Source organism: Halomonas sp. HL-93 (assembly GCF_900086985.1).
Lineage (GTDB): Bacteria > Pseudomonadota > Gammaproteobacteria > Pseudomonadales > Halomonadaceae > Vreelandella.
This window is the reverse complement of sequence record NZ_LT593974.1, coordinates 2,967,462-2,987,976: the sequence shown is the minus strand read 5'-3', so window position 1 is coordinate 2,987,976 and position 20,515 is coordinate 2,967,462. Positions and strand designations below refer to the sequence as shown.

18 protein-coding genes and 1 riboswitch are annotated in these 20,515 nt (G+C 52.4%); of the genes, 13 read left to right on the top strand and 5 right to left on the bottom strand.

The window, feature by feature from the left end; all coding sequences use genetic code 11:
• The first annotated feature begins 9 nt into the window (after positions 1–9).
• Positions 10–1,014, top strand: a complete 1,005-nt coding sequence (locus tag GA0071314_RS13865; RefSeq protein ID WP_074397201.1) for a YihY/virulence factor BrkB family protein — start codon at positions 10–12, stop codon at positions 1,012–1,014.
• A gap of 47 nt (positions 1,015–1,061) precedes the next feature.
• Here GA0071314_RS13865 and GA0071314_RS13860 read toward each other — a convergent pair whose 3' ends face one another.
• Together GA0071314_RS13860 and GA0071314_RS13855 are read right to left on the bottom strand one after the other, a co-directional pair.
• Positions 1,062–2,471 carry a PhoH family protein gene (locus GA0071314_RS13860; RefSeq protein WP_074397200.1) on the bottom strand — a complete coding sequence of 470 codons (1,410 nt, stop codon included), beginning with the start codon at positions 2,469–2,471 and terminating at the stop codon, positions 1,062–1,064.
• A 314-nt stretch (positions 2,472–2,785) separates the two neighbouring features.
• Positions 2,786–2,971 carry a DUF3008 family protein gene (locus GA0071314_RS13855; protein WP_074397199.1) on the bottom strand — a complete coding sequence of 62 codons (186 nt, stop codon included), beginning with the start codon at positions 2,969–2,971 and terminating at the stop codon, positions 2,786–2,788.
• 102 nt (positions 2,972–3,073) lie between these two features.
• Between GA0071314_RS13855 and ybaK the strand changes: the two genes are divergently transcribed.
• The 3 genes from ybaK to GA0071314_RS13840 all read left to right on the top strand — a co-directional run bounded on the left by ybaK (position 3,074) and on the right by GA0071314_RS13840 (position 5,944).
• Positions 3,074–3,541: a Cys-tRNA(Pro) deacylase gene (ybaK, locus tag GA0071314_RS13850; RefSeq protein WP_074397198.1), complete on the top strand. Its 468-nt coding sequence runs from the start codon at positions 3,074–3,076 to the stop codon at positions 3,539–3,541.
• A 93-nt stretch (positions 3,542–3,634) separates the two neighbouring features.
• Positions 3,635–5,032 (top strand): ATP-dependent RNA helicase DbpA, encoded by a 1,398-nt coding sequence (gene dbpA / locus GA0071314_RS13845; protein WP_074397197.1) that lies wholly within the window; start codon positions 3,635–3,637, stop codon positions 5,030–5,032.
• 33 nt (positions 5,033–5,065) lie between these two features.
• On the top strand, positions 5,066–5,944 hold the full coding sequence (locus tag GA0071314_RS13840; RefSeq protein ID WP_074397196.1) for a PA4780 family RIO1-like protein kinase: 879 nt from the start codon (positions 5,066–5,068) through the stop codon (positions 5,942–5,944).
• 73 nt (positions 5,945–6,017) lie between these two features.
• On the opposite strand, the gene tkt is transcribed toward GA0071314_RS13840, so the two are convergent.
• Together tkt and tal are read right to left on the bottom strand one after the other, a co-directional pair.
• Positions 6,018–8,009 (bottom strand): transketolase, encoded by a 1,992-nt coding sequence (tkt, locus tag GA0071314_RS13835; RefSeq protein ID WP_074397195.1) that lies wholly within the window; start codon positions 8,007–8,009, stop codon positions 6,018–6,020.
• 39 nt (positions 8,010–8,048) lie between these two features.
• Positions 8,049–8,996, bottom strand: a complete 948-nt coding sequence (gene tal / locus GA0071314_RS13830) for a transaldolase (protein WP_074397194.1) — start codon at positions 8,994–8,996, stop codon at positions 8,049–8,051.
• Positions 8,997–9,350: 354 nt separating this feature from the next.
• On the opposite strand from tal, the gene GA0071314_RS13825 reads away from it, so the two are divergent.
• The 9 genes from GA0071314_RS13825 (at position 9,351) to GA0071314_RS13785 (ending at position 19,591) form a co-directional block, all read left to right on the top strand.
• Entirely contained in the window at positions 9,351–9,821 is a 471-nt protein-coding gene (locus GA0071314_RS13825; RefSeq protein WP_074397193.1) for an RpiB/LacA/LacB family sugar-phosphate isomerase, read from the top strand.
• Positions 9,822–9,925: 104 nt separating this feature from the next.
• Positions 9,926–11,656 carry a dihydroxyacetone kinase family protein gene (locus GA0071314_RS13820; protein WP_074397192.1) on the top strand — a complete coding sequence of 577 codons (1,731 nt, stop codon included), beginning with the start codon at positions 9,926–9,928 and terminating at the stop codon, positions 11,654–11,656.
• A 95-nt stretch (positions 11,657–11,751) separates the two neighbouring features.
• Positions 11,752–12,741, top strand: coding sequence for a sugar-binding transcriptional regulator (locus GA0071314_RS13815; RefSeq protein WP_231896457.1), 990 nt, complete (start codon positions 11,752–11,754; stop codon positions 12,739–12,741).
• Positions 12,742–13,116: 375 nt separating this feature from the next.
• A complete protein-coding gene (locus GA0071314_RS13810) occupies positions 13,117–14,223 on the top strand; it encodes an MDR/zinc-dependent alcohol dehydrogenase-like family protein (protein WP_074397191.1) in 1,107 nt (368 codons plus the stop codon).
• A 47-nt stretch (positions 14,224–14,270) separates the two neighbouring features.
• Positions 14,271–14,915, top strand: coding sequence for a DUF2291 family protein (locus GA0071314_RS13805; RefSeq protein ID WP_231896456.1), 645 nt, complete (start codon positions 14,271–14,273; stop codon positions 14,913–14,915).
• Between the two features lie 9 nt (positions 14,916–14,924).
• The gene (locus GA0071314_RS13800) at positions 14,925–16,475 is read left to right on the top strand and encodes a sugar ABC transporter ATP-binding protein (protein ID WP_074397189.1); all 1,551 of its coding nucleotides are present in this window, start codon (positions 14,925–14,927) and stop codon (positions 16,473–16,475) included.
• A 23-nt stretch (positions 16,476–16,498) separates the two neighbouring features.
• Positions 16,499–17,578, top strand: coding sequence for an ABC transporter permease (locus GA0071314_RS13795; protein ID WP_074397188.1), 1,080 nt, complete (start codon positions 16,499–16,501; stop codon positions 17,576–17,578).
• A 78-nt stretch (positions 17,579–17,656) separates the two neighbouring features.
• Positions 17,657–18,613, top strand: a complete 957-nt coding sequence (locus tag GA0071314_RS13790; protein WP_074397187.1) for a D-ribose ABC transporter substrate-binding protein — start codon at positions 17,657–17,659, stop codon at positions 18,611–18,613.
• Positions 18,614–18,676: 63 nt separating this feature from the next.
• Positions 18,677–19,591, top strand: coding sequence for a ribokinase (locus GA0071314_RS13785; RefSeq protein ID WP_074397186.1), 915 nt, complete (start codon positions 18,677–18,679; stop codon positions 19,589–19,591).
• A 61-nt stretch (positions 19,592–19,652) separates the two neighbouring features.
• Here GA0071314_RS13785 and GA0071314_RS13780 read toward each other — a convergent pair whose 3' ends face one another.
• The gene (locus tag GA0071314_RS13780; RefSeq protein WP_074397185.1) at positions 19,653–20,129 is read right to left on the bottom strand and encodes a 6,7-dimethyl-8-ribityllumazine synthase; all 477 of its coding nucleotides are present in this window, start codon (positions 20,127–20,129) and stop codon (positions 19,653–19,655) included.
• Positions 20,130–20,226: 97 nt separating this feature from the next.
• Positions 20,227–20,395, bottom strand: a riboswitch (FMN riboswitch).
• Positions 20,396–20,515 lie beyond the last annotated feature (120 nt).

Sequence of the window (20,515 nt, the reverse complement as noted above, 5' to 3'; positions counted from 1 at the left end):
GACAGTACGATGAGTAAACTCACACGTGGCCGCCAAGCCGAGCTCCCCCATGAAATCCCCAAAACGGGATGGCACGATATTGTCTGGCGCGTTGTGCGGTCGGCCCGCCGTGACCGTATTATGTTATTGGCGGCAGGTGTTGCCTTCTATGCCTTGCTGGCGTTGTTTCCTACCATTGCGGCGGTGATCTCCATTTGGGGACTATTTTTTGATCCCTACGAAGCCAGTCAGCAGCTCTATAGCCTTATCCGATTGATGCCACCTGAAGCCGCCAAGCTCATCGACGAGCAGGCTCAGGACGTGGTGGATAGCGTTGATTCCAGCAATGAAATCGGCGCCTTAGTGGGTTTGCTAGTGGCCATGTTTATTGCCTCCAAAGGCGTCAGTGGCCTGATTGTGGGGCTCAACGTGGTTTACGGCGAGCGTGAGCGGCGCAACGTTTGGCAGTTAGCCGTGCTCGTCACGACGATGACCCTTGGCCTGATCATCATGACCCTGCTAAGCCTGGGGTTTATTGCACTAGTGCCGATGCTGGTGGATGCATTGGCTGTCGTTTCGCCCTTTGATCGGGTGATCGATTTTATGCGCTGGCCTGCGCTGTTGGTGATGATGAGTGCTGTGATAGCGCTGCTTTACCGCTTTGCTCCCTATCGGCGCTCGGCCAAATGGGAGTGGCTAAGCGTCGGTACGATGGTAGCCACGCTTTTTTGGTTACTGGGCTCGGGTGGGTTATCACTATACGTACGCTATTTTTCCAACTTTAGCGAGCTGTACGGCTCCTTAGGCGCCGTGGTGGTGTTAATGTTTTGGTTTTTGCTGTCGGCGTTTGTGGTGTTGCTGGGCGCAGAGATTAACTGCGAACTGGAGCGACAGACGCGCCAAGACACTACGGTGGGAGAGGACCGCCCGTTGGGTCAGCGCGAAGCCTATGCCGCCGACACCCTGGGCCGTCAGCATCCCTGGCACGAGCAGGATGATACCTTGCCCCCGTCAGACGAGCCTCGCCGTGACTAAAGGGCTGCCCCCGCCGTTGGGCGGGAGGCAGGCTGGAAGTGAGGGGGTTAAAGAAGCTCTTCGGCGGCCAATGCCAGACGCGAACGCTCGACGCTTTTCAGCGTGATATGCCCAGCATGTGGCCAGTCGCGGAACTTCTCCACCACAGCGGCCATGCCGCAGGTGTTGGCGGTCAGGTAGGGCGTGTCGATTTGTCCGACGTTGCCCAGGCAGACGATCTTGGTATTACGCCCGGCCCGGGTGACCAGGGATTTAAGCTGTTTGGGGGTGAAGTTCTGTGCCTCGTCAATGATCAGGAAGGTATCGTTGAGGGTGCGCCCGCGCATGAAGCTGGGCGCGCGGATCTGTACCCGCGAACCAATCAGCTGCCGTGTGGCGCCGTTATCCCAGGTGGACTCGCCTTCTTCATTGCGCAGCAGGTTGTCCATGTTGTCGTGGAAAGCGCCCATCCACGGCGACATTTTTTCCTCCTCGGTGCCGGGTAGAAAGCCGATATCTTCGCCCATGGGAATAGGCGCGCGGGTGAACACAATACGTTCGAACTGCTTTTGGTCGAGGGTTTGCTGAAAAGCGGCAGCCAGCGTCATAAAGGTTTTGCCGGTTCCCGCGTTACCCGCGATGGTGACGAGGTCTATCTCTGGATCCATCAGTAGGTTAAGGGTGAAGTTTTGCCGGCTGTCGTGGGCATGAACCCCCCAGACACCCGCATGGTGGCGATAGTTAGTCAGCAGCTGTAGGCGTGCCGATGACGGCGAGAGTTCGCGGATAATGGCCTCAAACTCGGCGCCGTTTTCGCTATCCGATACCAGCATGCCCACATGCCAGTGCCGCGGCATGTCGCCACTCAGTTGATAAAAAGTGTGATGGTCGATTCGCTCGACGGTCACGTCCACATTCAGTGCTTCCCAAAGCGAAGCGCCGTGTTGGCCTGCCGAGGTGTAGACTTGGGCGCCTTCAATCATGGCGTCGCTATCGTCAAACGCCCGGTCATTCAGGTAATCCTCGACGGGAACCTTTAGCGCCGCCGCCTTTACGCGCAGGTTGATATCTTTGGTAATCAGAATGACCGACGCATCGGGACGTTCGTCGCGAAGTCGGCAGGTTTCCGCCAGAATGCGGTTGTCAGGGCTGTCTTCCAGAGAGCTAAAGGACTGAAGGTCGTTATAGCAAAGAAAGTGTAGGCGGCCGGATTCTCCGGTAATGCGCGGGATCGGGATGCCTTGCTGAATTTCGTCGAACGTTACCTGGCTGGTTAAATCCGAGAGTGTACGGCTGATCTGGCGGGCCGTGCGGGCGATTTCGCGAATACCGTTTTTGTGCTTGTCCAGCTCCTCCAGTACGGTCATGGGGATAACGACATCGTGCTCATCAAAGTGGTAGAGCGCGGCGGGGTCATGAATCAGGACATTGGTGTCCAGCACGTAAAGCCTGGTTGCTTTCTTATCGAGTCGTACCATCGTGGCATTCACTCCGTGGTTGACGGCAACATCGACACTGGCAGGTGCGTCTTACGCCCTAATGACACTTGCCTGTGTCGTTAAGATGGCGTGTCCTGGTACCTCCTTATTTAGCGCTTTTTAATAGCGTGGAAGGCTTTGGTGATTTTTTCCACTAAATCTATTTCAACGCTGCGCGAGTACCTTTGATGGCCAAACGATTTGGGCAAAAGATACCCTGTGTAAGGTAGTGCCTTGCCAACGGTAGCCGCTCGCTAGGCAATACCCAACAACGCCAGCTTCGATATGCTGGCGCTGTTGTTTGATAAGAGTGATTAACTGTCTTTCTTTGACGGCTTGCCCTTACGCGTTGTGCCGGCCATCTCCTCCAGCTCGTCCTCGTCCATGGAGTCGTACATATCCTTGGAGGCGCCGACGAGTTCGCTGGGCTTGGTTTCACCGCGTTTGGCGGAGAGTGCGGCACCGGCGGCTTTTTGCTGTGCTTTTGACTTGGCTGGCATATATGACTCCTGTCGGTTGACTTCCTTTGGTCTATCGCGCTATTAAGCTTAGCAGCCAGCCAATGGCTTTCCACTTGATCGGCTTTACCCAGAGACTGCTCCATGACACCAGCGATTAATAGTGCAAAACATGCAGGCATTGGGTTTCAGGTCCATGAATATCAACACGATACATCGGCCGAGTCCTACGGTCTGGAGGCGGCTGAAAAGCTGGGTGTTGCCGCCGCGCAAGTATTTAAAACCCTAGTCGTGACGTTAGATGGCAAGCAACTGGCGGTAGGCATTGTGCCGGTTACAGGGCAGCTAAACTTAAAAAAGATCGCCAAGGCGGCGGGGGCTAAAAAAGCTGCCATGGCTGATCCTGACGAGGTGGAGCGTGCCACGGGATATGTACTGGGCGGAGTCAGCCCGCTGGGCCAAAAAAAGCGTTTAGCCACTTTTCTGGATGCCTCTGCCGAAGGCTTTGCTACGCTGTATGTCAGCGCAGGTCGGCGAGGTCTTGAAATTGAACTATCGCCCCAAGATCTGCTGTCACTTAGCCAGGCGCAACTAGCACCTATTGCGGTTTGACAACAGCGCGTGATGGGGTGCTTTCTGGTATGGTGCGAGTTATTAAGGCCGCTCATGCTTAGCTGAGTATTTTCGCCCCTTCAGGAATTTTCTGTGTCAGACACTTCTTTTGCTTCACTGGCGTTGCCGAGCGCACTTGCCAGTAATCTCGACTCCCTTGGTTATCACCACATGACGCCGGTTCAGGCGCAAAGCCTCCCACCCATGTTGGCAGGCCGTGATGTGATGGCCCAAGCCAAAACCGGTTCGGGTAAAACAGCCGCCTTTGGTCTGGCGTTGCTGGCCGGATTGCGCGTTGACGCCTATGCGGTTCAGGGGCTGGTGCTGTGCCCCACGCGGGAGTTGGCCGACCAAGTGGCTGAGGAGTTACGCCGCTTGGCCCGGGGGATGCCAAACGTAAAAATCCTCACGTTATGCGGTGGCGCACCGCTGGGTCCACAGCTTTCATCATTGGATCACGGCGCGCATCTTGTAGTGGGCACGCCGGGACGCATTGAAGAGCATCTGCGCAAAGGCTCGCTGACGCTGGGTTCTCTGGCTACCCTGGTGCTGGATGAAGCCGACCGTATGCTGGATATGGGCTTTCAGGACACCATTGACGCCATTATTGCCGACACCCCGGCCGACCGCCAAACGCTGCTTTTTAGCGCAACCTTCCCCGATGAGCAGGCGTCGGGCGGCCTGGCGGCGATGACGCGCGGTGTGATGCACGACCCGGTGACGGTCAAAGTGGCCGAAACCCACGATGCCACCACCATCGACCAGCATTTTTATACGGTTGCCAACGAAGCCGCCCGTTTTGCCGCACTTCAACAGTTGCTGTTAGTAAACCGGCCAACCACCAGCGTGGTGTTTTGCAATACCAAGCGGGAAACCCAGGCGGTGGCGGACCAACTGGTCGACGCCGGCTTTAGCGCCGTGGCGCTCCACGGCGGTTTAGAGCAGAAAGACCGCGACCGCATTCTGGTGCTGTTTGCCAACCAAAGCGCGTCTATTTTAGTGGCCACTGACGTAGCGGCCCGGGGGCTGGATATTGCCCAGTTGGATGCCGTCTTCAACTACCAAATTGCCCGTGAGCTGGATGTTCACGTTCACCGTGTTGGCCGCACCGGGCGAGCTGGGGCGAGCGGCATTGCCTGCACCCTGGTGACGCCCCAGGAAGCCTATCGCCTGGAACGTTTAGCCGACGTGTTGGGGGCATCGCTGGCTACTGAGCCACTGCCCAAGGCATCCAATACCACACCGTTTGAGCCGCCCATGGCCACCCTGCAGCTGGCAGGTGGCAAGAAAGACAAGTTACGGCCGGGCGATATTCTGGGCGCACTGACCAGCGAAGGTGGCTTGCGCGGGGATCAGGTGGGCAAGATAAAAGTGCTTGCCCGCAGCGCCTACGTGGCGGTGGCAAGCGATAGGGTTCAGCACGCACAGGCAAAGCTCGAGCGTGATAAATTAAAAGGGCGAGCCTTTCGCGTTCGTCGCATTCGCTATTAAGCGTGAATTAAAAAGGAGCCAACGCAGCGACCCATGAAAATCCCTAAACGATTACAGCCCTTGGTCGATGATGGCATGATCGACGAAGTGCTAATGCAATTGATGAGCGGTAAGGAAGCCCAGGTCTACGTGGTGCGCTGCGGTGATGAAGAACGCTGCGCCAAAGTCTTTAAAGAAGCCAAGCAGCGCAGCTTTAAACAAGCGGTGCAATACCAGGAAGGGCGCAAAGAGCGTAATACTCGCCGCGCCAGAGCGATGGCCAAGAAGACCCGCTATGGTCAAAAAGAGCAGGAGCAGGCGTGGCTAAATGCGGAAGTCGATGCGCTCTACCGGCTGGCCTCAGCAGGGGTGCGGGTACCCGAGCCTCACGGCTTTGTCGATGGCGTACTGCTGATGGAAATGATCACCGACGCCGATGGAAACGTAGCCCCACGCCTGGACGAAGTCACCTTGACGCCGGAGCAGGCTGAAGCCTACTACGCGAAAGTCATCCAAGACGTGGTACGTATGCTGTGCGCGGGTTTGATTCACGGTGACTTGTCGGAATTTAACGTGCTGGTCGATGCCTCCGGCCCGGTGATTATCGATTTACCCCAGGCCGTTGACGCTGCCGGCAACAACAGCGCCGCGGCAATGCTTTACCGCGATGTCGATAACATGCGCGACTATTTTGGCAAGTACGCGCCAGCGCTTCTCGACACCCAGTACGGCAAGGAAATGTGGGCGCTGTACGAATCCGGCGAACTACACCCTGACAGCCAACTGACCGGCCACTTCGACTTTGATACCCACATTGCCGACGTCGATGAACTCATGGAAGTGATCGACGACGCTAAAGAGGAAGAGGCCGAGCGCCAGGCGCGCATGCGCGATGACGACGACGATGATGGAGAAATTCCTCAGCCTTACTGACCCCGTCAATAGGCTCCTTTTGTTTTATAGCAACGCAAGGAGCCAGGTTGATCTGTTGTAATGCTTTTAAGGCTTATCCGAGTAGCTCATTAGCCTGTTTGACAACGTTCTCGACGGTAAACCCAAAATGCTTGAACAGGTCGCCCGCCGGGGCTGACTCGCCAAACGTCGTCATGCCGATCACGCGGCCCTCAAGCCCCACGTATTTGTACCAGTAGTCGGCATGGCCTGCTTCAATGGCGATACGCTTGGTGACAGTGCTTGGCAACACGCTTTCGCGATACGCCGCATCTTGCCCATTAAAGCGGTAGGCCGATGGCATAGAAACCACGCGGACGGCTTTGCCTTGCTGTTCGAGCTCGGCCGCGGCGTCCATCGCCAGCGAGACTTCTGATCCAGTGGCAATCAGGATCAGCTCGGGCGTTGCCTCACTATCCTTGAGTACGTAGCCGCCGCACTGAATCGCCGCCAACTGCGTTTTGGTACGCGGCTGGTGCGGCAGCGTCTGGCGCGAAAGTACCAACGCCGTGGGGCCGGAATGACGTTTGATCGCGGCATCCCAGGACGCGGCCGTTTCCACGGCATCGCAGGGCCGCCATGTATTCAGATTAGGCGTGGTGCGCAGGCTGGTGAGTTGCTCGATCGGTTGGTGGGTCGGGCCATCCTCGCCAAGGCCGATGGAATCATGGGTGAAGACGTAAATCGCCTGCTGCCCCATCAGCGATGCCATGCGTACAGCATTACGCATGTACTCCATGAAAATCAGGAAGGTGGCCCCGTAAGGCACAAACCCACCGTGCAGGCCGATGCCGTTCATGATCGCGCCCATGCCGAACTCGCGTACGCCGTAGTGCAGGTAGTTGCCATCGGCGTCTTCGGGCGTAATGGCTTTGGCGCCTTTCCAGAACGTCAGGTTCGACGGGGCCAGGTCGGCACTACCCCCCAACAGTTCAGGCATTTGCGGACCAATCACATTCAGTACCTCAAACGAGGCCTTGCGCGACGCAATGCTATCGCCTTTCTCCTGGGCCTGTTCAATTAAGGCTTCGGTGGGTAGTTCGGCAGGTAACTGCGCCTTCATACGGCGAGTGAATTCCCGCGCTTCCGTAGGGAAGGCATCAGCATAGCGGGCAAAGCGGGCTTCCCACTCCTGCTGGCGGGCATTGCCGGCCTTGCGGGCGTCCCAGGCAGAATAAATCGGCTCAGGTACGTGGAACGGCGCGTGGGGCCAGTCAAGCTGCTTACGTGCGGCGGCCACTTCGTCCTCACCCAGCGGCGCCCCGTGCGCTTCCTCTTTGCCTTGCTTGTTGGGTGCGCCAAACCCAATCACGGTCTTACAGATAAGTAAACTGGGCTTATCAGCGTGGCTCTTGGCCAGCTCAATGGCGGCCTGAATCTCTTCGGGGTTATGGCCATCAACCTTTGGCACTACGTGCCAGCCATAGGCTTCGAAGCGCTTGGCGGTGTCGTCAGTAAACCAGCCTTCCACTTCGCCATCGATAGAGATGCCGTTGTCATCGTACAGCGCGATCAACTTGCCCAGCTGTTGGGTACCCGCGAGTGACGCCGCTTCGTGGGAGATGCCCTCCATCAAACAGCCATCCCCCAGGAAACACCACGTATGGTGATCCACGATGGTATGGCCGGGACGGTTAAACTGGGCCGCCAAGGTTCTCTCAGCGATCGCGAACCCCACGGCGTTAGCGAACCCTTGGCCCAGCGGACCCGTGGTGGTTTCAATACCCGGCGCATAGCCATATTCTGGGTGGCCGGCGGTGGGCGAGTGCAACTGGCGAAAATTTTGCAACTGTTCCAGGCTTAGTTCATAGCCGGTCAGGTGCAGCAGCGAGTAGAGCAGCATGGAGCCGTGCCCATTCGACAGCACGAACCGATCGCGATCGGCCCATTTGGGGTCGTCGGGGTTGTGCTTGAGGTGATCATTCCATAGCACCTCGGCAATATCCGCCATCCCCATGGGGGCGCCAGGATGGCCTGATTTGGCCTTCTGAACAGCATCCATGGAAAGGGCGCGAATGGCGTTAGCCAGCTCAAAACGGTTATTCATATTAGTAATACCTTAGTTGTTATATTGAGTAGCGTGTCGTTAGGCGCGAGCAGTCAAGCGTTGAGTAATCAGCGACTCTAATGTTTGTTGGTCGCTGGCGAAGCGTCGGGTCCCGTCAGCCAACATCTCATTGGCCATGGCATCTTGGTTGTGCTGCCAACGAAAACCAGCTTCCGAAAGCGGGGGGAATGCTTCATGAGTGACTGGCTGCTGCTGGATTTTGGAGGCGACATCACCCTCCATGCTATCAAGCTGCTCTAGCAGTGCGGGAGAGATGGTCAGGCGGTGGCAGCCCGCCAGGGCCAAGACCTGATCGGTGGTACGAAAACTTGCCCCCATAACGACAGTGTCGTAACTACCCGCGGCAGCCCTCTCGCAAATCCCTTTTACGAATAGCACGCCAGGATCGTCTTCTGGCGTGAACTGTTTACCTGTCGACTTTTGGTACCAATCGCTAACGCGGCCAACGAAGGGCGAGATCAGATACACCCCTGCATCAAAGCAGGCCTGCGCCTGAGCATCGCTGAACAAGAGCGTCAAGTTGCAGTTGATCCCCTCGCGCTCTAGTTGCTCAGCCGCACGGATCCCTTCCCAAGTAGACGCAAGCTTGATCAGCACGCGGTTGCGGTTAATCCCCAGCTTTTCGTAGCGCTCAATCAGTTCGTAGGCCTTGCGGATGCTTGCTTGGGTATCAAAAGAGAGGTGTGCGGAGACTTCTGTTGATATTCGTCCAGGTATCACGTCGGCAATTTGCCCGCCGATCGCCACTGAAAGCTGGTCAATGATCCGGCTCGGGTCGTTCTCATCACGACGTGATTCAGCGAGCACTCTATCGATCATCTCTTGATAACGAGGCAGCTCGAAAGCCTTGAGAATCAAAGAGGGGTTAGTGGTAGCGTCCTGTGGTTGATAGCGCTTTATGGCATCCAAGTCGCCCGTGTCGGCCACCACCAGTGAGTGTTCGCGTAATCCATCCAGAAGCGACATTGCCTGCCTCCTATAAAATGAACGTTAAGTGATCAAATGATTGCCTATTTTAGGCAATATGGTCAAATTATGTGGGCGGTTTTTGAGATTTTACGGCATGCTACAAAAGTATAGAGTTGTTTGTTTATTAAAGTTTTCGGATATTTTTCCATTAAAATTTAGCTATTTACGTCTTTTTTTGTTTTATTTGCCTGCCTTTAAATAAAAAGTGGTGGAGTGATCTTATGAGCGTATCATTTACAAATGAACGATTGGTGATAAATTGAATGTCGTCAGCAGGCGACTTGTAGCTGTGCCTTGATATTCATCGTATGAGTCGCTCGTGTATCTATTATCTGGAAAGGGAGATCATAAATGCCTAGTGCGACGCCTTCTCTCAAAGTCGCGATTGGCGGTGATGAGGCCGCTTACGACCTGAAAGAGATTCTCATTAGCTATATCCGTGAGCTAGGCTATGAGGTCGAAGATTTTGGCACTTTTAATGCCGAGCCAGTGCTGTATCCCGATGTTGCCTTTGAGGTTGCTACGGCCATTAAGGATGGGCATTTTGATCGTGCGGTATTGGTGTGTGGGACGGGTATAGGAGTGGCCATCTCCGCCAATAAAGTACCTGGTATACGGGCCGCGCAGGCGCACGATACTTACTCAGCAGCAAAGGCGCGCACTAGTAATAACGCGCAGATTGTCACGCTAGGGGCCAGGGTGGTCGGGCCAGAGTTGGCTAAGTCAATTGTATCAACCTTTCTAGGCAGTGCTTTTTCTGGTGGGCCCTCCGAGCTGAAAATAGCAAGGATTGCAGAGTATGAATCTCGACAGAATACTTAGTAAGCATCAGTCGCTGGTATTCGTCGACGCTGATCAATAACCACACATTAATAACAATGCAAGCTGTGATAACGCAGTTTGTCCTCGCTTTGGAGGATATAACAATGACACGCCTATTTAATGACCCGAGTAATTTTCCTGAAGAGGCCCGTTTAGGATTGGTAGCTGCTAATCGCGATAAGCTGATGGCCGTGCCGGGCGGCGTAATACGCAGCACACGCAGCAAGCCAGGTACGGTTGCGGTTGTAATTGGCGGAGGGAGTGGCCATTACCCAACGTTTGCGGGATTGGTTGGGCAAGGCTTGGCTCATGGAGCCGTCATGGGCAACCTGTTTTGCTCGCCTTCGTCCCAGCAGGTTTATTCCGTGGCGAAGGCGGCCAATAACGGCGCAGGGGTACTGCTTTCCTTTGGTAATTATGCGGGTGATGTGCTGCATTTTGGTGAGGCGCGTGAGCGACTAATCGCTGAAGGTATTCCCTGTGAAATTGTATTAGTTACCGATGATGTTGCCAGTGCGCCATTAGAGGAATTTGATAAGCGCCGTGGCATCGCCGGCGATCTAACCGTTTTCAAGGCCGCTGCCGCTGCCGCAGAAAATGGGCTATCACTGGGAGACGTGGTTCAAGTAGCAAAGGAAGCAAATCGCTGCACGCGCTCTTTTGGGGTGGCGTTTGAGGGATGCACGTTACCAGGGGCAGCCGATTCGCTCTTTCATGTGCCCGAAGGCAGGATGGCTATCGGGCTGGGGATTCATGGGGAGCCTGGGATTAGTGAGACTGATATACCTACGGCAGACGGGTTGGCAGAGGTGCTCGTCACTCGGCTGCTGGCAGAAGTTCCTGAGGGTATTGATATCAAAGGGGCTCGGGTGGCACCGATTCTCAATGGCTTGGGTACCGTTAAGTATGAAGAGTTGTTCGTTATTTACCGTAAGGTTGATGAGTTGTTGCAGAGGGCTGGAGTAACCGTTGTGGAGCCCGATGTCGGGGAGTTGGTAACAAGCCTTGATATGGCCGGGGTGTCGCTGACGCTGTTCTGGCTTGATAAAGACATGGAGCCACTATGGACCGCTGCTGCGGATGCGGCAGGCTATCGAAAAGGCAGCATTGAGCCTGCGCAAGCGCTGGATCCGGCTGAGGTAGAGGTGGTTGTTCAAGATGAGATTCCTGAAGCAAGCGATGCATCGCGAAAATTAGCGCGGGGCGTCGTCGAAGCGCTAGCCATGCTTTACAAGACGGTCGATGAAAATTGCGATTTGTTGGGCCAAATTGATGCTGTCGCGGGTGATGGTGATCATGGTATTGGCATGCAGCGCGGCAGCAGGGCTGCGCTTGAGGCTGCTAACCAAGCGCTTGATGGAGGAGCGGGTGCTGAGACGGTGCTGCAGTGGGCTGGTCAGCGGTGGTCGGACAAAGCGGGCGGCACCTCCGGTGCAATCTGGCGGGTTATCTTAAAAGCGATTGGTGAGTCACTTGGCAATGAGAGGCCGCTTTCAAGTCAGCGTATTGCTGCTGGCGTGGTGGGGGCGCGTCAGCAGGTGATGGCATTCGGCAAAGCTGAGCTGGGTGACAAAACGTTAGTCGATGTGCTGGTCCCTGTTGCCGATGCTTTATCCAGGGAAGTTGAGAAGGGCAAGGGTGTGGGGGATTGCTGGGAGGCCGCGGCACAAGCTGCCAACGAGGCGGCTGAAGCGACGGCAAAGCTGCTCCCGAAGGTGGGGCGTGCGCGCCCATTGGCTGAAAAAAGTCTAGGCACACCTGATGCAGGCTCCGTTTCGCTCGCGCTGATTATTCAGGCTTTGATCCCCGTGTTGAAAAAGTGTGAAACAAGCTGACATTATACGCGCACATGCGAGACCCAATCTTGGGTTTTTAGAGTCTCGTTTTTGAGCCTTCCTAGATGCTCTTCAACAACGCCTGGATGCTGAGGATGAATGGTCAAGACGCTGCAGATATTGACTTAATGACAGAGATTTCAACTCTCTACTATGTGCAGGGGGAGACGCAAGAAGCGATTGCTAACCGGCTTGGCCATTCGCGTGTCCGAGTAGGGCGACTGCTCAAACGAGCGCAGGCAGAAGGTATTGTGGATGTTCGGGTGCGCCTACATCCCGCTGTTAGTGTCGAGATTGAGCAGGAGCTAAAACGACGCTTTGGCCTGAAACGAGCGCTGATTGCTCTGGATAATTCTGACCCTGATATACAGCGCTCGGGCGTCGCGAGTCTGGTAGCTGACCATCTTTCGCGTAGTCTGACGGACGGCCAGATCGTCGCCGTTGGCATGGGGCGTAATGTTGCCGCTGTGGCGGATAACGTTTTTCAGGCAGAGTCATTGAAGGTTTCTTTTGTATGCGCGATTGGGGGGTCGCTACGTGCGGGTGAGCATATGAACCCCGATCATATTTGTCGGCGCTTGGCGAGTCGATTTGGTGGTGATAGTGAGACCCTCTATGCCCCTGCGCTGGTGCAGAACGGAGAGGTAAGGGACGCACTGTATGAAAACTCCACCGTCAGGCAGACGTTAGACCGTGCCCGTCGCGCGGATACGGCATTGATTGGTGTCGGTGACGTCAGTGAAGATAGCAATATGGTGCGTATGGGGTGGTTTTCAGCCCAGGAGATTGCTGAAGCACGGCTCTCTGGAACAGTGGGCGACATGATGGGCTATGACTTTATCGATATTCATGGGCAGCCCTCGGCTACGCAGATGCAGGGGCGCGTGGTAGGGCTCAATATTCAGGATCTCACGCGTATTCCTGATGTTATCGCTATCGCCAGTGAGAACACTAAAGCTGTCGGCATACTGGGGGCGCTTCGGACGGGGGTTATCGATACATTGGCGACGAGCGTGACCAATGCGCACACCATCCTGCGTCTTGATGAGGCCACACAGGGTGGTGGGGCGCTGAACACTTACTAGGCCACTAGAGCACAGCTTTCACTCCTCTGATTCACCTATCATTTCCTCAGGCATGCCCATTCTTTGGCATGCCAAGTTTATTGTGCGGGCAACTTATCGTTGCTGCCAGCGAATGAACATTTGATCGTCACGTGACCAGATAAAATATTTTATTTTATCTTTATTTCCCCTGAAAAAATGAGAGGTTTTTCCATTGTAAGTTTTTTTAAATAAAAATCATGCACTTATTTTTTTAGCCTAAAGTATAAGAATGAAAGCTTACATTGTGGATTGACTAAGCTATCCTGAAAGTACTTAATTCATATGTACACTATGAGATCTTTTGTAACGCGAGCGTGGATAGGAAGACAACACGAGAGACATTAGGAGTGAGCAATGCGTAACGCCGATAACAACAATCACACCGAATTACCCATGACCATGCAAGCCGTCGTAGCCTACGCTTCTGGTGATTATCGCCTTGAAGAGGTGGCTGTGCCCAAGGCTGAAAAGGGTGAAGTGCTGATTAAGGTCGAAGCATGTGGCATCTGTGCAGGTGATTTAAAGGCATACGAGGGTGCGCCTAGCTTTTGGGGAGATGAGACCCAGCCTGCGTATATCAAGGCGCCAATGATTCCCGGGCATGAATTTATAGGTCATGTGATGGCGCTGGGAGAGGGTGTAAAAGGTATTGAAATTGGTGATCGTGTCATTTCTGAGCAGATTGTGCCTTGCTGGGAATGCCGATTTTGCAATCGTGGTCAGTACTGGATGTGTGAGAAACACGATGTATATGGCTTCCAGCACAATGTGAATGGAGGCATGGCTGAATATATGGTCTTTCCCAAAGAGGCTATAAACCACAAGCTGCCTGATGAAATTCCGATGGAAAAAGCGGTGCTTGTTGAGCCCTATGCTTGTTCACTACATGCCGTTAAGCGTGCGCAGGTGGAACTTGGCGATGTCGTTGTGCTATCCGGTGCAGGAACTCTTGGGTTAGGAATGATCGGTGCAATCAAGAAGTCCGGGCCTTCCAAATTAGTGGTCCTGGACCTCAACAATAAGCGGTTGGAACTTGCTAAAGAGTTTGGTGCTGATATCGTTCTGAATCCTGCTGAAGTTGATGTTGTTGACTACGTGAAAAGTATTACGGAGGGCTATGGCTGCGATATCTATATTGAGGCCACTGGCGCTGTTCAGTCGGTAGAGCAAGGTCTTTATATGATTCGTAAACTTGGCCGTTTTGTCGAGTTCAGCGTATTCAAAGAACCTGTGACGGTTGATTGGAGCATTATCAGTGATCGCAAGGAGCTGGATATATTGGGTGCGCATCTAGGCCCTTATTGCTATCCGCTTGTGATCGAAGGTATTGGTAATGGTGATTTTCCAACGGACCACGTTGTTACGCATAAGCTTCCATTGGATAAATTTCATCAAGGGCTGGATCTAATGCGCAATGACCCTGACGCGTTAAAGGTTGTGCTTATACCTGGCGATCAGTAGGCGAAGAAAGCTATTTATTTATAAATACAATGATAACCGGAGTGTTTATGTCGATGACATTAAATTCGGTGCCCAGTAATAAACGTATAAGAGTCTTCGTGCCGGCTGCTTTTGCCATCGCACTTGTTTTATTAATGGCATTTGACACCAAGGTGCTGAGCCTGGATGAACTCGAGAGTGAAATAGGTTTTTCGCCAGAGCAATTTGCGAAAGATAACTTTCCAGGTATTAAAGAATATGTCGAGACTAACGCCGTCGATGCATCAACACTGGCTCCCGACGCCCTTCAAAGTGCAAGTGAGGCAGGTGAGAAATATGGTGTTTCTTCTGGCGTCGGTCATATTATACCAGTCAAATTTACAGGAGAGGTCGTAGAAGAAGCATCGGGCATCTACACCGTGGATATTGCTGATATGCCTGATGATGTGGTTGTGCGATTCCAGGCAGGTTCGGCGGTTAACGGCACGACACTCCGGGATACAACCGGCGAAATTGAATTTAGTGATTTCACCAATCAAATTGAATATCAAGATGCAGGCGCCGCATTAAATAAAGAAATGAAGCGTCAAGTACTTTCGGAGATTGATGGTCAGGATTTAACAGGCAAGACGTTGGAAGTAGTTGGCTCCTTTAACATGATCAATCCTGAAAACTGGCTAATTACTCCCGTGAGTATAGCGATCAGCGAATGAGGAATGGCGATGCACAATGACCAACGACCGAGCGTGGAGACGATTTCACTTGAAGTGATTCTTTCAGCACGCAATATCGAAAAACGTTTCGGTGCCGTACAAGCCCTCAAAGAAGTCAACTTCGATATACATCGAGGACAAGTGACGACACTCTTTGGTGAAAATGGGGCGGGAAAATCCACGCTGATGAAAATTTTGTCTGGCGTCATTCCTCAGACCGCAGGCGAGATTATTTTGGAAGGCGAAAGCGTACGCTTTTCCTCACCGTCAGATGCGGAAGCGCTGGGTATTACTATCATTCATCAGGAGTTGAGCCTGGCACCCAACCTGAATGTGCGCGACAACATTTTCATGGGGCGTGAACTTACTAACGGAAAAGGTAGCGTCGACTATAACGAGGAGGCGCGTCAGACTGAACGGTTGATGGAAGAGTTGGGCGAACCGATCAACCCGCTGACGCCCGTCGAAGATCTCCGAGTGGGTCAACAGCAAATCGTTGAAATCGCCAGAGCGCTATCCAAAAACTCTCGTATTCTGATTATGGACGAGCCGACATCGGCATTGAGCGCCTCAGAAGTCGAGACGCTATTCAAGGTGGTCAGGGATCTCAAGAGCAGAGGGGTCTCGATTGTTTATATTTCTCACCATTTGGAAGAAGCACTTCAGATCACGGATCACGCCGTGGTGCTGCGCGATGGAGCCATGACCGCTTATGCCCCACGCAGGGACGTCGATCTTCAGTGGATCGTAAGGCATATGGTGGGGGATAGCTTCGACCTTGGCTCACCGCCAATGGGGTATGAGCAGGGTGATATAGCGCTATCTATTCAACATCTTTACGTGAGTGACGACAACGTCGCGGGTCGCTATGTCGTTGACGACTTTTCACTTGATGTGCGTGCCGGTGAGATCGTCTGCATTTATGGACTGATGGGCGCTGGAAGAACGGAGCTATTGGAGTGTGTCGCCGGGCGGGTGCGTCAGGCTGGGGGAGAGATCCTGCTTCAGTCAAAGGATGTATCGCACTTCACTATTGCGCAGCGAATCCAGAGAGGGCTAGTACTGGTACCCGAAGACCGCCAGCGAGATGGGTTGGTGCCCACATTGTCAGTAGGACGAAATTTATCGCTAGCGAGCATCAATACATTCACCCGCAAAGGGATAACTTCCTCCGGTTTAGAGAAAGGAATGATTGCCTCCGCTATCGATAAAGTGCATATCAAAACAGACGGTGGAGAGGCGGATATCGGCTCATTATCGGGCGGTAATCAGCAGAAAGTCGTTATTGGTAAAATGCTAGCGACCAACCCGGACGTTTTTATACTGGATGAGCCAAGCCGTGGTATTGATGTGGGAGCCAAAGCAGAAGTTTTCAAATTGCTAAGTGAAGGTGCCCGCCAAGGTTTGGCCGTTATTTTTTCGACATCTGAAGTGAGTGAATGTTTGAGTATTCCTCATAGGGTGTTGGTGATGCGAAAAGGGCGAGTATCGGCTGAATTTGGCCCTGGTGTTACCAAAGACGAAATCATGGCTGCTTCTGGTGAATCAGTAGCTGCTTAATTTAATTAATACAGGTGATTTATATGTCTAATCATAATAATAAGGGCATTGATGTTGCTAATCTGTTGTTAGAAGGCAGAGCGTTTTTAGCCCTATTAGTCATAATTGCAGTATTCTCTATGTTGTCTGCAAATTATTTTACCGTAGGCAATTTTTTAACAATGTCCTCGCATGTCGCTGTTTTCGGATTATTAGGCATTGGTATGCTGTTCGTAATTCTTACTGGAGGGATAGACTTATCAGTAGGTTCAACGATGGCATTTTGCGGCGTGTTTGCAGGAATGTTGCTTGAGGGCGTTGAGATTGAGTTTTTGAATTTAGCTGTCTTCCCCTCAGTATGGGTGGTGGTAGTGCTTACTTGTCTCTTGGGAGCCTTTGTAGGTGCTATTAATGGCGTCTTGGTCGCTTATTTTAAAGTCCCTGCTTTTGTCGCCACTTTAGGAATGCTTTATGTGGCACGGGGCGCTGCTTTATTACTTACCGATGGTTTAACATTTAATGACCTTGATGGAGAGCCCGAGCTAGGTAATACCGGGTTTGAGTGGCTAGGCTTTAATAAGCTTATGGGTATCCCTGTGGGCGTCATCATCCTTTTTGTGGTGGCGCTCGTTTGTATCATAGCACTTAGCCGAACGCCCTATGGGCGCTGGATCTATTCAACAGGTGGTAATGCGCGTGCCGCAGAGTTGTCGGGTGTGCCTGTCAATCGGGTTAAGCTATCGGTATATATTATTTCCGGAATATGCGCTGCCTTGGCTGGAGTGGTGTTGGCGTCACAACTAACCTCAGCCGGCCCCACTGCAGGGACGACATACGAACTGACTGCAATTGCTGCAGTTGTGATTGGTGGAGCCTCCTTGATGGGTGGGCGTGGGTCTATACGTAATACCTTATTGGGTGCATTTGTGATTGGCTTTCTTTCGGATGGGCTGGTGATTATTGGGGTATCAGCTTATTGGCAGATGGTCTTCACCGGCAGCGTTATTGTTCTGGCGGTAATGCTCAATAACGTTCAATACAAAAATAAGAAAAAAAGAGTTTCAAAACAGGATGGAAAAGCGACTGACAGTAATAAAGGTATTTCTAACGCAAATGCTGTTTGACAGTATATTTGTGTAGAGATGTGCCCTCAGTGGGCGCGGTTCTTAAAAGAAAACAAGCATAACTAAGAGGTGTTTCACATGCAGTTAAATCGAAAAAAAATCGCGTTTTTAGCTCTCTCCGGGCTTTCTCTTGTCTTTAGTGGCTCTTTGTCTGCTGAAGATAAAGGATTGATATCAATCATAGTCAATGATATGTCAAACCCATATTGGAAAACTGAAGGGGGTATAGCGGAAAGTACGGCAGAAGAGCTTGGGTACTCGGTCAGTTTGAGTTCGCATGTGGGCGATACAAATACCGAGAGTAACCAAATTGATACTGCTATTACGAATAATGCGAAAGCCATAATTTTGGACCCAGCAAATGCGGATGGCTCTGTTGGTGCTGTTCAGAAAGCAGTCGAAGCTGATATTCCAGTATTTATTATTAATTCAGAAATAAATGAAAAAGGATTGGCTAAAGCACAGCTTGTCTCAAACAACGCCCAGGGGGCGGCACTTGGCGCTCAGGAATGGGCAGAGCAGTTAGGTGGTGAAGGGCGCTATATCGAACTTCAAGGCCCGCCTTCCGATAATAATGCCGCGACGCGCTCCAACGGTTATGAAACCGTGCTTAGCCAGTATCCGGATATACGGCGTGAAGCCTCTGACGTAGCCAACTGGGACCGCACAGAGGGCCGAAATAAAATGCAAAGCATGCTGCGTGATAATTCGGATATCAACGGTGTGATCAGTGGTAATGATGAAATGGCATTAGGTGCCATTTCGGCACTTAAGCAGGAAGATATGTTGGATGACGTGATTGTGGGTGGGTTTGATGGTTCTCCCGATGCTGTAGATGCTGTTCGCTCGGGTGAGATGGCCTATACCGTATTGCAGCCGGTGGCCATTTTTGCCGAAGATGCTGTTGATATTGCAGACCAATATATTAATACAGGGGAAACGGGGCTCGATAGTGAGAAGAAACTTTATGACTGCATTCTTATTACCGCGGACAATGTCGATGACTACACTTCGCCCTTTGTTCTAGAAGAGTAAGTACGCCGTTTATTGAGTCAGTCAGCCCTGGTGCTGGCTGACTTTTTGATTGGGAAAGTGCCAATGATTTTTAATTTTGGTTCCATAAATATCGATCATGCCTATCGTGTCGCCTATTTCGTTCGTCCTGGTGAAACGTTGGAAAGCAATGAATACAGTGTTGGTTTGGGTGGCAAGGGAGTCAATCAATCATTGGCGATAGCGCGCGCCAAGGGAGCGGTAAGTCACTGGGGGCGCGTTTCATCAGTAGACGCCTGGGTGGTACCTGAGTTGGAGTCTGCGGGTGTTGGTGTGCAGGATATCGAATTGGCCGCTGAGCCGAGTGGGCATGCGATTATTCAAATTGATGAACGTGGTGAAAACGCTATTCTGCTATTTTCAGGTGCTAATCATGGTTTTACGCAAGAGCGCATGAAGGTGCTTGTTGCGCAAACCACGCCTGGCGACATAATACTTATCCAGAACGAGTGTAATGGGCTTGATCAGCTTATTCCATTAGCAGTGAGCCATGGTTGCAAAGTGATATTTAACCCTGCGCCAATGACGTCGGGGGTATCGTTGTTGCCTCTGGACCAATGTGAGTTGCTTTTCTTTAACCGTACAGAGGCCGCCACCTTATTGGAAATGCCGTTAGGGTCGTGTGCTTCCGATTTGCTAAGACGTTGTAAAGAAATGCTTGGCGATACCGAAGTGGTTCTTACCCTGGGTAGTGAAGGGGCTTGGTATCAGCGCAACGATGAGACGCTTTATCAAGCGGCGTTAAAGGTAAAGGCGATAGATACAACGGCCGCAGGCGATACCTTTGTGGGTTACTTTCTTGCCGCCAGGCAAGCTGGCATGAACCCCTCACAGTGCTTGCAAAGGGCAACGGCGGCGGCTGCCCTGGCGGTTCAAAAGTGCGGTGCTGCCAGTAGCATTCCGATGGCGGAAGAGGTCGACAGGTTGATATTACAAGCGGCGTTGGAGCAATTTGAGTGAATTTTATCGTTACTTTTTAAAAGTGAGCGGCCATGAGACCGCTCGGCATCTTATTTCGTGGCTAACTTAGCTCACGAATTTTGCGATGATTGTGCAGGGTCACCACTAAAGCTTCCGCAGCTTCCTTGCCTTTGGCGCGGAAATGGTCATGGAAAAAAGCATGGTGCGTGCTGTGTTCATGAAAATGATGAGGCGTCAGCACAACCGAAAGAATGGGTATTTCGGTTTCCAGTTGCGCTTGCATCATGCCTTCAATGACCGCTTGAGCAACGAATTCATGCCGATAGATACCGCCATCAATGACAAAGCCTGCCCCCACAATGGCGCTGTAACGGCCAGTCTTGGCGAGTAGTTTCGCCTGAAGCGGGATTTCGTAAGCTCCTGCAACTTGGAATATCTCTACTTGATCGGCAGAAAAACCATGCTCGCTGGCAAGTTGAGCAATGAATGCCTCTCTGGCTTGGGTGACAATATCGTGATGCCAAGATGCTTCGATAAAGGCAACGCGCACTGATGAGGAGTGTTGGGTCTGATTCATGGTCATCCTATAGGGATTGTTTACCAGAACCAGGGCATGAGGTATCCAATAGCACAGCACCCGAATGCGTTAGAACGCTACGGGTCATATCACTAGGAAACCTTCTCTTTTATCCGGACTATCACCGTCGGCTCCGGAATCTCACCGAATCTGCTGACCTCAAGCGACAGATAACACCTGACGGTTGAGCGCTCGTGGGCTTGTCCGCATGTTATTGGCGCGGCATTACCACCGGTGGGGACTTTCACCCCGCCCTGAGAAAGTTCGCCACTTATGGCGGCCAAACATTATACGCTTGCTGTCCAGAAGATGCAGATACCGCCGTGAAATAATTTGGTTTACGACCTCTGACCAAAATATTGGCGCTTTAATAGGAATTAACGACG

Bases quoted from the DNA above. Each gene is read 5' to 3' on its own strand.
- GA0071314_RS13865 (WP_074397201.1), top strand. From the start codon at position 10: ATGAGTAAACTCACACGTGGCCGCCAAGCCGAGCTCCCCCATGAAATC.
- GA0071314_RS13860 (WP_074397200.1), bottom strand. From the start codon at position 2,471: ATGGTACGACTCGATAAGAAAGCAACCAGGCTTTACGTGCTGGACACC.
- GA0071314_RS13855 (WP_074397199.1), bottom strand. From the start codon at position 2,971: ATGCCAGCCAAGTCAAAAGCACAGCAAAAAGCCGCCGGTGCCGCACTC.
- ybaK (WP_074397198.1), top strand. From the start codon at position 3,074: ATGACACCAGCGATTAATAGTGCAAAACATGCAGGCATTGGGTTTCAG.
- GA0071314_RS13840 (WP_074397196.1), top strand. From the start codon at position 5,066: ATGAAAATCCCTAAACGATTACAGCCCTTGGTCGATGATGGCATGATC.
- tkt (WP_074397195.1), bottom strand. From the start codon at position 8,009: ATGAATAACCGTTTTGAGCTGGCTAACGCCATTCGCGCCCTTTCCATG.
- tal (WP_074397194.1), bottom strand. From the start codon at position 8,996: ATGTCGCTTCTGGATGGATTACGCGAACACTCACTGGTGGTGGCCGAC.
- GA0071314_RS13825 (WP_074397193.1), top strand. From the start codon at position 9,351: ATGCCTAGTGCGACGCCTTCTCTCAAAGTCGCGATTGGCGGTGATGAG.
- GA0071314_RS13820 (WP_074397192.1), top strand. From the start codon at position 9,926: ATGACACGCCTATTTAATGACCCGAGTAATTTTCCTGAAGAGGCCCGT.
- GA0071314_RS13815 (WP_231896457.1), top strand. From the start codon at position 11,752: ATGAATGGTCAAGACGCTGCAGATATTGACTTAATGACAGAGATTTCA.
- GA0071314_RS13810 (WP_074397191.1), top strand. From the start codon at position 13,117: ATGCGTAACGCCGATAACAACAATCACACCGAATTACCCATGACCATG.
- GA0071314_RS13805 (WP_231896456.1), top strand. From the start codon at position 14,271: ATGTCGATGACATTAAATTCGGTGCCCAGTAATAAACGTATAAGAGTC.
- GA0071314_RS13800 (WP_074397189.1), top strand. From the start codon at position 14,925: ATGCACAATGACCAACGACCGAGCGTGGAGACGATTTCACTTGAAGTG.
- GA0071314_RS13795 (WP_074397188.1), top strand. From the start codon at position 16,499: ATGTCTAATCATAATAATAAGGGCATTGATGTTGCTAATCTGTTGTTA.
- GA0071314_RS13790 (WP_074397187.1), top strand. From the start codon at position 17,657: ATGCAGTTAAATCGAAAAAAAATCGCGTTTTTAGCTCTCTCCGGGCTT.
- GA0071314_RS13785 (WP_074397186.1), top strand. From the start codon at position 18,677: ATGATTTTTAATTTTGGTTCCATAAATATCGATCATGCCTATCGTGTC.
- GA0071314_RS13780 (WP_074397185.1), bottom strand. From the start codon at position 20,129: ATGAATCAGACCCAACACTCCTCATCAGTGCGCGTTGCCTTTATCGAA.